General features: G+C 47.9%; 12 protein-coding genes. All 12 read left to right on the top strand.

Annotated features, from left to right (window positions below; genetic code table 11):
- Positions 1–209 precede the first annotated feature (209 nt).
- The gene (locus ACR6HW_RS06475) at positions 210–1,253 is read left to right on the top strand and encodes a PstS family phosphate ABC transporter substrate-binding protein (RefSeq protein WP_455730330.1); all 1,044 of its coding nucleotides are present in this window, start codon (positions 210–212) and stop codon (positions 1,251–1,253) included.
- Positions 1,254–1,323: 70 nt separating this feature from the next.
- Positions 1,324–2,247 (top strand): phosphate ABC transporter permease subunit PstC, encoded by a 924-nt coding sequence (gene pstC, locus ACR6HW_RS06470; RefSeq protein WP_455730329.1) that lies wholly within the window; start codon positions 1,324–1,326, stop codon positions 2,245–2,247.
- Between the two features lie 41 nt (positions 2,248–2,288).
- The gene (pstA, locus tag ACR6HW_RS06465; protein WP_455730868.1) at positions 2,289–3,170 is read left to right on the top strand and encodes a phosphate ABC transporter permease PstA; all 882 of its coding nucleotides are present in this window, start codon (positions 2,289–2,291) and stop codon (positions 3,168–3,170) included.
- 13 nt (positions 3,171–3,183) lie between these two features.
- Complete coding sequence (gene pstB / locus ACR6HW_RS06460; RefSeq protein ID WP_455730328.1) at positions 3,184–3,963, top strand: phosphate ABC transporter ATP-binding protein PstB; 780 nt, start codon at positions 3,184–3,186, stop codon at positions 3,961–3,963.
- A 22-nt stretch (positions 3,964–3,985) separates the two neighbouring features.
- Positions 3,986–6,094 carry a methyl-accepting chemotaxis protein gene (locus tag ACR6HW_RS06455; RefSeq protein WP_455730327.1) on the top strand — a complete coding sequence of 703 codons (2,109 nt, stop codon included), beginning with the start codon at positions 3,986–3,988 and terminating at the stop codon, positions 6,092–6,094.
- Positions 6,051–6,713, top strand: a complete 663-nt coding sequence (gene phoU, locus ACR6HW_RS06450) for a phosphate signaling complex protein PhoU (RefSeq protein ID WP_455730326.1) — start codon at positions 6,051–6,053, stop codon at positions 6,711–6,713. The genes ACR6HW_RS06455 and phoU overlap by 44 nt, the downstream gene beginning before the upstream one ends.
- 121 nt (positions 6,714–6,834) lie before the next feature.
- Positions 6,835–7,992 (top strand): aminotransferase class V-fold PLP-dependent enzyme, encoded by a 1,158-nt coding sequence (locus ACR6HW_RS06445; RefSeq protein WP_455730325.1) that lies wholly within the window; start codon positions 6,835–6,837, stop codon positions 7,990–7,992.
- A 25-nt stretch (positions 7,993–8,017) separates the two neighbouring features.
- Positions 8,018–8,374, top strand: coding sequence for a PilZ domain-containing protein (locus ACR6HW_RS06440; RefSeq protein WP_455730324.1), 357 nt, complete (start codon positions 8,018–8,020; stop codon positions 8,372–8,374).
- A 25-nt stretch (positions 8,375–8,399) separates the two neighbouring features.
- A complete protein-coding gene (gene pepF, locus ACR6HW_RS06435; RefSeq protein ID WP_455730323.1) occupies positions 8,400–10,184 on the top strand; it encodes an oligoendopeptidase F in 1,785 nt (594 codons plus the stop codon).
- Positions 10,185–10,261: 77 nt separating this feature from the next.
- A complete protein-coding gene (locus ACR6HW_RS06430) occupies positions 10,262–11,020 on the top strand; it encodes a folate family ECF transporter S component (RefSeq protein WP_455730322.1) in 759 nt (252 codons plus the stop codon).
- Between the two features lie 142 nt (positions 11,021–11,162).
- The gene (gene nth / locus ACR6HW_RS06425; RefSeq protein WP_455730321.1) at positions 11,163–11,819 is read left to right on the top strand and encodes an endonuclease III; all 657 of its coding nucleotides are present in this window, start codon (positions 11,163–11,165) and stop codon (positions 11,817–11,819) included.
- Positions 11,807–13,840, top strand: a complete 2,034-nt coding sequence (locus tag ACR6HW_RS06420) for a cell division protein FtsA (protein WP_455730320.1) — start codon at positions 11,807–11,809, stop codon at positions 13,838–13,840. The genes nth and ACR6HW_RS06420 overlap by 13 nt, the downstream gene beginning before the upstream one ends.
- The last annotated feature ends 10 nt before the right edge of the window (positions 13,841–13,850 follow it).

Raw genomic sequence — 13,850 nt, 5'->3', positions numbered from 1 at the left:
CGTCTATTGGCTGTCGTCGGTCCGAAGGGCCTGGTGGCAGCTTTTTTTTGAGCGTTAACATGCTGTTAAAACAGTTGACTGGACTTGGTTTCATCGACTTTACTTCGATTTAACAAAAGGGTTATGTGTCTCTAACAAACCGGTGTTAAAGTCTATGTGTGAGCGATAAAGCTCATAACTAATCTCAGAAAATTGGAGGCGTTTTAATAATGAAGAAAATCAAAGTGTTAACAGGCGTATTACTTATCTTTGCATTGATGTTTGCGCTCACAGCTTGTGGGGAGAAAACAGAGAGCACAGAACCGGAAACAGGCGGGGATGTGACGACGAATGAACCGGATTCTGAAAACAAGGATGGCGACAAAAAAGAAGAGACCACTTTATCAGGACAGGTTATTGTAGACGGTTCAGGAACAGTTTACCCACTCATGGCACATATTGCAGAAATGTACATGGTCAATAAAGAAAGTGACGTCAGTGTTCAAGTCGGTCGTGCCGGTTCGAGTGCGGGCTTTAAAAAATTCGTCGTCGGCGAAACCGACCTTTCTGATGCGTCTAGAAAAATCAAAGACACAGAAGTGGAAGCATTAAAAGAGAACGGCTACAGTGAAGACGATGTGTTGGAAATCAAAATCGCTCTAGACGGCCTTACAATGGTTATTAACAAAGAGAATACATGGGCGACTGAAATGACGAAAGAAGAGATTATCGACATGTACATCTCCGGTAAGTACAAAGCGGACGACAAAGTGCTTTGGTCAGATATCCGATCAGAATGGCCGGCAGAAGAAATTAAGTTTTACGGTCCAAATGAGAACCACGGCACTTACGAGTTTTTCTACGAAGTTATTTTAGATGAACAAGATATGGTGAAGACAGCTAGTCTGCAACAAGAGTATTCAACACTTGTCGATCTCGTTTCTAAAGACAAGAACGCCATTGCATTTTTCGGATACGGTTACTATGCGAGCAACCAAGACAAACTTCAAGCGGTGAGTGTCGACTTCGGCGAAGGGCCTGTGGCACCGTCCCTGGATACCATCGGTGAAGACCTCGGATACGCAGGGTTTACGAGACCGGTATTCACCTATGTAAACCTCGTTAAAGCAGCTGAAAAGCCGCAAGTTCTCGATTACGCCAAATACGTGGTATCAGAGGAAGGCGCGCTTAAACTCTCTGGCGAAAATGGTTTTGCACCACTGCCAAAGAGTGTTTACGACGGCTACATGGACGTTTTAAACGGCCTTAAATAAACGGGAAACAATTGGTTTCAAGGTCTCGGTTTGAGACTTTGAAACCCTTTTAGTGCAAGGGAGAGAACGGATGACGGATAAAATAGATGTCAGGCAGCAAATTAAGGCAAATGTTTCAAAGCGCAAAAATAGGTCGGATAAACTCATGCCCCTGTTTTTGTTCGTGGCCGCATCGGTTTCGATTATTACAACAGCGGGCATTGTAATAACGTTAATCACCGACGCCGCAAAGTTTTTTAGTGCAGTGCCGCTCAGTGAGTTTTTTAGCGCGGATCTAGCGCCGCTTAAAAAAGAACCGAGTTTTGGAATATTACCTATTATAACAGGAACGTTTTTTACAACGCTCATCGCTATGCTCGTGGCGATTCCCGTCGGCTTGTCGGCGGCGATTTACCTCAGCGAGTTCGCCTCGGAGAAAATGCGACGCGTTGTCAAACCCATTATGGAGGTATTAGCGGGCATACCGACCATTGTGTACGGCTTTTTCGCCTATTCTTTTGTAACCCCTTTGTTAATGAAGTTAATCCCGACTCTCGGGGCTAAAAATGTTCTCAGTCCGGGAATCGTTATGGGGATTATGATCATTCCGATGGTAGCGTCCTTATCTGAAGACGCCATGCGTGCGGTTCCCAATGCTATGAGAGAAGGTGCTCTCGGCCTTGGATCGACGAAGTTGGAAGTAACTTTTAAAGTGATTTTGCCTGCGGCCATTTCCGGTATTATGGCATCGTTTGTCCTCGCCATTTCGAGAGCCATCGGCGAGACCATGATTGTGGTAATCGCCTCGGGCAGTTCAAAAGCACTGACTTTCGACATGACACAGTCGATGCAGACCATGACCGGTTACATTGTCGAATTTACCAGCGGCGATGCCGCAAGCGGTACGACGGGCTACTACAGTTTGTACGCTGTCGGCTTGCTTTTATTCGGCTTTACACTCGTTATGAATTTAATTGCCCAGTACATTTCGCATAAATTCAGGGAGGCCTACTAACTATGAAAGCACTGTCACTTGAAAAATCGGAGATAACGGAGATGGAAACAAAAGTAACAGTTACACAAAAGCGCATTGATAAAAGAATACGGCGCAACACATTTGCGAAGCATTTGTTCTCGCTGTCGACGGTATTTGCACTCGTGGTTTTGCTGGTGTTGTTGTACCGTATTATCAGTCAGGCAATTGGGTGGATAAACATCAACTTTTTAACGGGCAACTTATCTATTTTTCCTGAAAAGGCGGGGATTTACGGCGCCATCATCGGCTCGGTAGGCTTGATGCTCATTGTGATTCCCGTTACGTTGGTCTTAGGCGTTGCAACGGCCATTTACCTCGAGGAGTACGCCAAAAAAGGCAAGCTTCAAGCGTTTATTAAAGTGAATATTTCAAACCTCGCCAGTGTGCCGTCAGTAATCTTCGGCCTTTTGGGACTCGCTGTTTTCGGACGCTTCTTAAATCTCGGATCGAGTATCCTCGCCGGGGGCCTCACACTGTCGCTTTTGGTGTTGCCGATAGTCGTCGTTGCCAGTCAAGAAGCCATTCGAGCGGTGCCCTCGTTTTTAAAAGAAGCTTCATATGGCATGGGGGCCACCAAGTGGATGACCATAAAAAAAGTCGTTCTGCCAGTAGCACTTCCCGGGATACTCACAGGTGCCATCCTATCGATTTCAAGAGCGCTTGGCGAAACGGCGCCTCTGGTTGTACTGGGAATTCCTACACTTATTATGAAAATCCCCAACAGCTTAATGGACGACTTTACAGCGTTGCCAATACAAATTTACTACTGGACATTGGATACGGTTTTGACAAAAGAATACGCCAATTTGGCGGCGGCGACTATTGTCGTCTTGCTTACAGTACTCTTTTTACTCAACTCGGTAGCCATATTTATCAGAAACAAGTATCAGAGAAATTTTTAATGGAGGCAGACTTTTGAACAATGCGCATACAACAAAGCGGAAAGTCGTATACGACGTACAGGGACTCAATTTATGGTACGGTAACGACCAGGCGCTAAAAGATATTCACATGAAGATTTATGAAAATGAGGTCACGGCAATTATAGGGCCTTCAGGTTGCGGGAAGTCGACGTTTATTAAAACGCTCAACCGAATGATTGAGAACGTCCCCATCGTTAAGACCAGTGGCAAGATTTTGTACCATGAGAAGGACATCTTCGACCGCTCTGTAAAAGTGGAGCAACTGAGGACCACGGTGGGCATGGTGTTCCAAAAACCCAATCCCTTTCCGAAATCCATTTACGAAAACGTCGTGTACGGGCCTAAAATTCACGGGATTAAAGACAAGCAGACTTTGATGGCCATTGCCGAGTCAAGTCTTAAAAGTGCTGCACTTTGGGACGAGGTGAAGGATCGATTGAACGATAACGCCTACGGGCTTTCCGGTGGGCAGCAACAGCGTCTTTGTATCGCGCGGTGTTTGGCGGTTCAGCCGGATGTGATTTTAATGGACGAGCCGACTTCGGCTCTCGATCCAATTGCCACGGCGAAAATAGAAGAACTCATCGACCGTTTGAAAAAGGACTACACCATCAGCATCGTAACCCACTCGATGCAACAAGCCGGTCGTATTTCAGATAAGACGGCATTTTTCCTCATGGGGGAACTCGTCGAATACGGAAAGACCGAACAGATTTTTTCAAATCCGAGAGATCAGAGAACCGAAGACTACATTACCGGCAGATTCGGTTAAAAACAGTTTGAAGGAGGCGCTCATGGCGCAGTTAAAGCATCGACTCTACCACATGCGGATTCTATCAAAATTGCTGATACTGGTTCTGTTCGTGGGCAGTGTGCCGCTGGTTGCACTCAGCCTTCAGAGCACCGGCCTCATTGAGCAAAGACTCGAAAGGGAAATTGGCGCGACACATGGGCTTTATGCGCAGATGACAAAAGCGCGAATGGAACATTTTATGACACAAAAAGCCGGTGAAGCTGTCCTGCTGTCAAATGCCGACAACCTCAAAGCGGGGTTGGAACAACTGAATACCTTTCAATATACCGAAGAAGAGCGCTTGGGTATTGAAAAACGGTTTGAATCGCTTTTAAGTGTTGCGGGCAAAACCTATGGCTATACAGATATATTTGTGACAAACGCCTATCGGGAAATCGTCTATTCACTAAACTACGCGCCGCTGGACATGGCGCCGATAGCCGCAGACGGCGCTTTTATTGACGCCGCTCTCCAAGGCAGGCAGAACTGGTCACCTCTCTTTAGAAACACATTGGTCGACGACAATTTGCTCATATTGTCAACGCCGATTTACGGTGTAGAAGAGGAGACAATTGGCAGTGTGAATTTGGTCTTTGTACAGCAAGATGTGGACAACTTGGTGGCCCTTGGCGATGAGGCACTTGGGACATCGATGCTGTTCGTCGTAAACGGCAGCTTGCTATCGGCCCCCGCGGTGTCAGGTGCAGTCCCCTTAGAAAGCTCTGTAGAGATTGAACGGCTTGAGACTTTAATGGCACAGGCTTCGGACAATTCAGCTGTTCGCTACTTGACCTCTTCGGGTAAGCCGGTTCTCGGAACGGTTACGCCGGTACAGTTTGGGGCTGCTGAGGCGATACTCTTAATTGAAATCCCCGAGCAGTTGGCATTGGCACCGGTTGCCGACGTCCGCGGGCGGTTGGCCTGGATGACGGGCGTTGCCGTCGCCTTGAGTCTCGGTGCCGCTTTTTTAATGACTCAAAGCATTAAGCGGCCTTTAGAGCGTACCATTTTGTTGGCAGGTGAAGTGGCGGAACTTCAGTTCGAAAATCTGACTGAGGTTCCTGCGGAAGGGGGAAGTGAAATCGATCGACTGGAAGCTTCCCTTACGCGCATCGGAAACAACTTTAAAGCGCTCCTGTCAGACATGTCACAAACATCTGATGCCCTCACAATAGAAGCCGGCGCTGTACGCGGCGGTGCCACGGCGATGGTTCATCAGAGCAAACAAATTTCTGAAGCCATTACGGCCATCGCCGGTCGAGCTGTGCAAACACAGTCTGCTTCAGAGAACAGCTCTGAAGCCATCGTCGCTTTGGAAACTGTTTTAGAGGAAGACCGCACCTTAATAGCGACGATGCGTCAAGCTGTTGCCGCGATGATTGAGGTGGGACAGACCGGAGAAACAGTGATTGAAACTTTAAAGGCGACTAACACCGCCACTTGCTTGGAAGGTGAACGCGTCAAGGCATCTATAGAGAAGAGTGTTTCGGAGACGGCGGGCATCAAAGAGGCCAGTGCCATGATTAAAGAGGTTGCTGAGCAAACGAATTTACTGGCACTTAACGCCGCTATAGAAGCCGCACGGGCTGGTGAACACGGCAGAGGGTTTTCAGTGGTGGCCACAGAAATCGGCATGCTTGCCACACAATCGAAGGCGTCAGCTGAGACCATACGCGGTCTACTGGAACGCCTTCAAGCGGCAAATCGGGGCATAGCGAACTCCGTTGGGGAGATGATGGCGAAATCAAACTCTCAAATGGCGTCTGTAGCCGAGACGGAAGCACATTATGCCGAGTATTTTAGGTGTTCAAAAGCGATAGACGAAACGATAGAAAAAATGGCTCATACGTCTGAGAAGGTCGCCGGGGTAAAAGGCACACTCGTCGAGACGGTGAAGGCTTTAGAAAGTGCCAGTGTTCTCAATCGACAAAAGACTGAGGAAACAGTGGGGCACATTGGCGCACAAGATGTTAAAATTAAGACTTTATTAAATGAAAGTCAACAACTGGAGAAGCTGTCGGCGACGTTAAAACAGTCGATCAGCACCGTACATTTAGGAGCGTATCATGAGAATTGGTTTGGATCAGGAACTGAAAAATGTTCACGTTGAAATTATAAAAATGGGCACCTTGCTCGAGCGCACCATTGAGGAGACTGTGTCGGCACTGGTCAAGCAAGACCTAGAAAGTGCGCAAAAAGTCGTTGAAGGCGACGATAAGTTTGACCAAATGGAGCTCGACATCGAGAGCAGTTGCATCACACTTATCGCTACCCAGCAACCGGTGGCTTCGGACCTTCGAGAAATTTTTTCCATCGTTAAAATCATAACCGACCTCGAACGCATCGCCGATCATTGTCAGGACATTTCGAGGATTACATTGGAACTCGCGGGACAGTCTTATGTAAAGCCGTTAATCGACATCCCTAAGATGGCGCAAGAAGTCAAACAAATGGTCAAGATGACCGTGGACTGCTTTATCGATCGAGACACGCAAAAAGCGCGTGAAATTTGCGTACACGACGATGTGGTCGACGCCTATTTCGACACCATTCGCGTTGACTTAGAGGCGTTGATGAAAACCCGTCAAGACAACATCAAGCAGTGCATGGACTTCTTGATGATTGCCAAGTACTTTGAGCGCATGGCAGACCACGCCACCAACATCGCAGAGTGGGTCATCTATTCTGTAGAGGGAAAACACCTCAATGAAAGTACATTGCCACAATAATATTTCGTGTATCGTAAAAAAAGTCTAAATCCTTGGGATTTGGACTTTTTTGTTTTAAAAAGCTGTGATATAATCGTACCAGTAGCTAAAGACCGATAGTAAACGTAAAGGTGTGGACGAAATGAAGAAAGTATATCTAGACAATGCGGCAACCTCTTTTCCAAAGCCGGACGTCGTTGTAAAGGCCATGCATCAAATGCTTTTACATACTGAGGGCAGCAGCAACAGAAGCTACTCCAGCGATGCGCTGCTGATTGAACGGGGGATTTACGAGACGCGCAGTGCGTTGTGCGCGTATTTTAATTTTGACCATGTGGACCACGTGGTGTTCACAAAGAACATCACTGAGAGTTTGAACTTGGTGCTCATGGGCTTTTTAGAGGCCGGTGATAAAGTGGTGACCACTTGTCTCGAGCACAATGCAGTCATCAGGCCACTTGAACATTTGAGTCAGGTGCGTGGTGTCCGCTACACCTGTGTGCCGCTTACGGCTGCAGGGACGCTCGATTTAGACCAGTTGGAGCGTCAACTGGAACAAAAGCCAAAACTTATGGTGAGTACCTGTGCGTCCAACCTAACCGGTGACGTGCTCCCGATTGAGGCCATTGGCGAAATGTGTCATCGCTACGGGGTGCCTTTCCTCGTGGATACGGCTCAAATGGCGGGGGTTCTTCCCATCGACATGAAGGCGGCACATATCGACCTCTTGGCTTTTACAGGGCACAAGTCTTTGTTGGGGCCTCAAGGTGTTGGCGGCGTTTTAATGAACCCGTCACTTGCACCGCACATTCGTCCGCTTCTTTACGGGGGGACAGGCAGTTTATCAGAATCTCTTGAACAGCCTGAACTCATGCCAGACAAATTTGAGTCGGGTACGGCCAATGCGCCGGCGATTATGGGACTCGGCGCCGGTGTGGCGCATTTAATGGCAGCGGAAGACCCTTTGGCGCTCTACCGCTATGAAAACGCATTGATTAAGAGGCTCCAAGAAGGGGTAGAAAACATGAGTGGCGTACGGGTGCTCGGACAAAGAGACGCGTCAAAGCGCCTCGGCGTTTTGGCCCTCGACTTTGAGCAGTGGGATAACGCCGCTGTGGCTTTTGAGCTCAGCAAAGCGTTCGGCATTAGCACGCGCGTCGGATTACATTGTGCGCCGCTTGCGCATCGCGCTTATAACAGTTTTCCTCAGGGTGCCGTCCGCTTTAGTGTTTCCGGTTTCACGACAATCGAAGAGATCGACTATACCATAGAAGCCATTAAGCGTGTATTGAAGGTGTAAGTTTAAGTAACGCAAAGGAGTGGTTATGGACAATAGGCGTGACAAACGGTACAGCATCGGCAACATAGAATCATTTAATTTTCACACGACAAATCGGGAAGTGGAAATTCAGTTCCCTCTAGAAATTTCGCTGAGAGATATTTCTGCCGGCGGATTGGGCATCAAGTCCAATGCGTTTTTAGAAACGGATACGACGTTAAGCGTCAACTTGGAATTTGAAGGCGAAAGTTTTGTCGTAATAGGCAAAATCGTATGGTGTCATTTTTGTGGTGACGCTTGTGGGAACAAATACGATTGCGGCCTAAAACTCATTTATATGCCTGAACAGTTGGTGGCGTATTTTTCCGATATGCCAGAGACGTTCACCAAATACACCAATTAGTTCCATCAGAAAAGGAGGCCATTGTATGATGAAAAGAACAGAAATTAACGAATGCTACAAATGGGATTTGAGCGACTTATTTGAAAACGACGCGGCTTGGGAAGTGGCGTTTAAGGAAGTGAAAGAGCTTTCAGGCGGTATCGGTGCCTATAAAGGAAGACTTCTTGAAAGTGCTGACACATTGCTGGAAGCTTTTCAAACGTTTGAAACATTGAATAGAAAGGCCGTGAATGTTTTAACCTATTCGAGGCTTAGACTCGATGAAAACACCAAGGACGCCGTCTACCAAGGATTTGTTTCAAGAGCGGAGAAGCTCATGGCTGAAGTCAGTGAGGCGATAGCGTTTATGAACCCAGAGCTGTTGACAGCTGAGTTTGACACCATTGAGAAAATGATGGCCGAAAATGCTGAGCTGGCGATTTACAAAAAGTATTTCTCAGATGTTTTCAGAAAGAAGCCGCATATTCTCTCAGAAGAGATGGAGGCCGTATTGGCTCAAGCGGGAGAGCTGGGCAACATTCCGAGCAGTGCCTACAGCATGCTTCTCAACGCCGATATGACTTTTGAAGACGTTGTAGACTCAAAAGGCGAGAAACACCCTTTGACTAACGGCTCGTACATTCCGATGATGATGTCCGGCGACAGAACCCTTCGAAAAGATGCGTTCGACAAATATTACAGCGTCTACAAAGGGCATATCAACACCATAGCAACGCTCATGAGAAGTGAAGTTACTAAAAACATCTTCTTCAGTAAAACCCGCCAATACCCGTCGTCTAGAGAAGCGGCACTCTTTGCAAACAACGTACCGGCTTCTGTACCGGACGGGTTAATCGACGCGGTTAACGCCAATCTCGATACTTTCCACAAGTACATGAAAATCAGAAAGCGTGCAATGGGTGTCGACGAATTGCATCTCTACGACATCTACACGCCGATTATCGACAATGTCGACTACAAAATTTCTTATGAAGAAGCTCAGAAAATGGTTGTGGAATCGCTTGGAGTGCTGGGTAAAGACTACCAGGAGACCATTCAATCTGCATTTGACAACAGATGGATCGATGTCTATGAAACAGAAGGTAAGCGCGGAGGGGCCTATTCTTGGGGCACTTATGACTCAAAGCCGTACATTTTGCTCAATCACAAAGACAACATGGACAGCATGTTTACATTAACACACGAACTCGGACACTCTATGCACAGCTATTTGACGAGAAAGCACCAGCCTTATGTCTATGGCAACTACTCTATCTTTGTAGCTGAAGTGGCGTCCACAACCAATGAAGCGCTGCTCAACGACTACTTGCTTAAGACGGAGAAAGACGAAGAGAAGCGCAAGTACATTCTCAACCATTACCTTGAGCAATTTAGAGGCACTGTCTTCAGACAGACCATGTTTGCTGAGTTTGAGCGCGATATCCACCAGCACGCTGAAGCCGGTGGCGCTATTACAGCAGAGTACCTCTGTGAGCACTACCTCGAATTGAATAAAAAGTACTATGGGCCAGATGTGGTCATCGACGAAGCCATCAAATACGAGTGGGCGCGTATACCACATATGTACTACAACTTTTATGTGTATCAGTATGCAACAGGATTCTCTGCTGCCATTGCACTGTCTAGCGGCATCTTAAAAGAAGGTGAACCGGCTGTAGAACGCTACCTTGAATTCTTATCGAGCGGTTCAAAAGACTATCCGATTAATATCTTGAGAAAAGCCGGAGCGGACATGGCCACAGGCGCACCTGTTGACAATGCACTTAAAGTCTTTAAAGAGGCTGTTGACGCATTTGATGCTTTGATTTAATTGGCCTATTTTGAAGAGAACAGTCAGGCGCTGTTCTCTTCTTTAAAATGATCGCAAAGTGAGGGACTTTTTCATCGATGAATTCCACAAAATACAAAAGTGGCTTGACCACTTCGGTGCTTGTTAAGGCAAGCTTATTAACCGCTATCAGCATTGTACTGACGCGCTTTTTCTCCTATATGATTCCACTTGGAGGCATGCCGGCGCTTAGAATTGGATTTGGCAATGTGCCGCTCATTGCGGCGGGTATGATGTTCGGTCCTCTTGTAGGAGGGGCAGTGGGTGTCGTCGCCGACCTGATCGGCTATGTACTGAACCCTATGGGAGGCGCTTATTTTCCGGGATTCACCGTCTCGGCCGCGCTGTACGGTGTCCTTTCAGGCCTTCTGTTTAAGCGTTTTCGAATTCAGAAGCTGTCGCTAAACTTCAACTACATCAACGCGTTCTTAACAGGGCTTTTCGCTTTGGCTTTTGTCGGCGTGATGTTTAAATCGGGGACATTGTCTTTCACGGACAGCGGTCTGATGTTTACAGAAAAGAGCGCTTTGCCGATGTTTGTGGCGCTGCTCGTGGTGACTGTGTTGTTTATTGCGTTGCCCTTTGTTTTGGGACGCGTTTACCGGCTGGCGGGGCATTTTGATAAAATTGCGTTTGCAGTGAGCGTTTCCTATATTGTAAACGCTTTGTTTTTGAACACCCTGTGGCTGACCATTATGTTGGACAAGGGCTTTTTACTACTGTTGCCGGGACGCATTGTCGCTTCTTTGCTGACCATTCCGGTATACACTTGGATTCTCTATACATTGAGTAAAGTTGTGCCGATGATCGATGAGTAGTGCGCTGTGTGATGTGGACATGGGCTCATTGTAAATCCTTTTAATACAACACTTTTGATTCGGCTCTTTGACCTTTAAAAATAAGTCAAAGGGCCGTCAGTCTGTGTTATAATGGTTCTAGCTTTAAAGGAGGACGATACAAATGACGAAGAAAGCAGCGATTGAAGTACTAGATATTTTGGATGACCTGTATCCGGACGCCAAGGCAGAACTCGACTACAACAACCCGTTCGAGCTGCTGGTAGCAGTTGTTTTAAGCGCCCAATGTACTGATGTCAGGGTCAATCAGGTGACGGGGGAACTCTTTAAAGTGGCATCGACACCTGAAGATTTGTACAAACTCCCAATAGCTGAACTCGAAGCCATTATCAAACCTTGCGGTTTGTTTAAAACGAAGGCAAAAAACCTACATCAGACGGCAAAAATACTCTATGAACGCTACGCGTCCACAGTGCCCTCAACACATGAGGCCTTACTCGAGCTTCCCGGCGTCGGTCAGAAAACGGCCAACGTCGTCGTGAGCAACGCCTTTGGTATACCGGCCATTGCGGTAGACACACATGTCTTTAGAGTCTCCAACAGATTGGGACTTGCAAAAGCCTCTACTGTGGAAGCCACTGAAAAGCAACTGGAAAAGGCGCTGCCGAAGGCGCGTTGGACAAAGGCGCATCATCAGTTGATTTTCTTGGGCCGACGCATTTGTAAAGCGCGAAAGCCCCAGTGTGACGCGTGTCCGCTGACGGCGCACTGTCGTTATTTTAAACAACAGCAAAAGGAGTCGAAAAAATGCAAGAAATAAAGTTGGCGCCTATGCCGAAAAATTTAATGTTTGCGCTGGACATCGGCACGCGTAGCGTTATCGGCGTGTTGTCGAAAAAAGTCAACGATACTTACGAAGTGCTGGATTACGCTTTGGAGCCGCATCCCGAACGCGCGATGTTCGACGGACAGATACACGATATTGCAAAAGTCACTCAAGTGGTAAAGCGGGTGATTGAAACTTTGGAGACGCGAAATGGCTTTAAACTGGAGCAGGCGTCTATTGCCGCCGCAGGTCGAGCGTTGAAAACGGCGCGCGCTGAAGTCGAAGGCTCAATAGATGTCACCAAGGAAATTGACAAGAACCTCGTAGATGGCTTTGAAATGCAGGCGATACAAGAGGCACAAGACCGATTGCTCAAAGAAGACGCTGTCGACACAGATTACTACTGCGTCGGGCACAGCGTCATCGGGTATGCTCTCGACGGCGCCATGATTCTCAATCCCATCGGTCATAGGGGACGGCGTATAAAGATTGGGATTATTGCCACTTTTTTGCCGCACATTGTCGTCGATAGTTTGTATGCCGTGGTGCATAAAGCGGGACTTGAAGTGATGAATTTGACCCTTGAACCGATTGCGGCCATTAACGTCGCCATTCCCCCGCACCTCAGAATGTTAAACCTCGCACTTGTGGATGTGGGAGCCGGGACGTCGGATATCGCGATTTCGAAAGAGGGCGCTGTGATGAGCTACGGCATGGTGGCAAAGGCAGGCGATAAGCTTACGGAACATTTGGCGCAGACGTATCTGCTCGACTTTAACACGGCGGAGACACTTAAAATCGGCTTGAGCCAACACGAACAACTGACGTATACCGACGTTATCGGCATGACGCACACCGTCGACAGGGAGACCGTCATGAACGAGCTGGGCAGCGGTTTAAAAGAGCTGACCCAACACATCGCCGATACACTTCTCGAACTCAATCAAAAATCGCCAAGCGCTGTGTTTTGTATCGGTGGCGGCGCCCAGATTCCTCAGTTTACACAGCATCTTGCAGAGGCCTTAGGGCTTCCGGAAGAACGCGTTGTCATTAAATCGGCTGAAAGCCTGGAAAAAGTCGTTTACAATGAAGTGGTGCTAAACGGGCCCGAGTTTATAACCCCAGTGGGGATCGGCGTTACAGCGTTTGAAGAGCGCGATCAGGACTTTATACAAGTGACGGTTAATGAAACCACTGTTCGCCTCTTTCACTCTAAGCCACTTCACGTATCCGATGCACTTGTTTTAACGGGGTACAGCGCGCGGAAACTGATTGCCGAGCGCGGCGAAAACATCTCCTATACGCTTAACGGCAGGCCGGCGGTTGTCCGAGGCGACTACGGCGAGCCCGCCAGAATTCTCGTCAATGGGGCTGCAGCGGCGCTTCACACGCGGATTGGGCACAAGGATCACATTGTCGTCGTGCCCGCGGAAGCCGGAAAGAAGCGGGAAGCTGCCTTAAAAACACTTATTGACTACGACGGGGTGTGTTACTTTGGCGAGACGCCGATTCGGTTGGTCGAGTACGTGTCCGTCAACGGTACGCACCGAACGGCAGACTACATCGTAAGGGCAGGAGATGTCGTTGAGACAGAAGGCGTGCGCACCGTTGCAGATCTCGCCAAACTCGCTGAAGTCGATTTGACGCATTTTGATATATGCCTCGACGGAGAACCGCTCGACGCATTGGAAATGGTGCAAAAAGAGGGTGTGTACACCGTCAAAAAATGTGAAAGAGAAGTAGAAGAAGAAGTTGTAGAAGCTGCGCCGGTGTCGTCGACACCTTATTTTGACTACGAAAACAAAGCCCCGGGGATTGATGTTCTCGTGAACGGGGAGACTGTAGAAATACCTTATAAAGACGGCCGCGTCGTCTTTGTCGACATCTTTGACCACATTGAATTCGACTTGTCTGAACCCAAGGGCATTTTGCACTTGAGGCTAAACGGCGAACGTGCAAAATACACGGATTTGGTTGAGGGCGGAGATGTCATCGAAATCAAATGGAACCAATAACAGGAGGCCA

This window comes from Fusibacter sp. JL298sf-3 (assembly GCF_053842995.1).
This window is presented reverse-complemented; position numbering and strand designations above follow the sequence as displayed.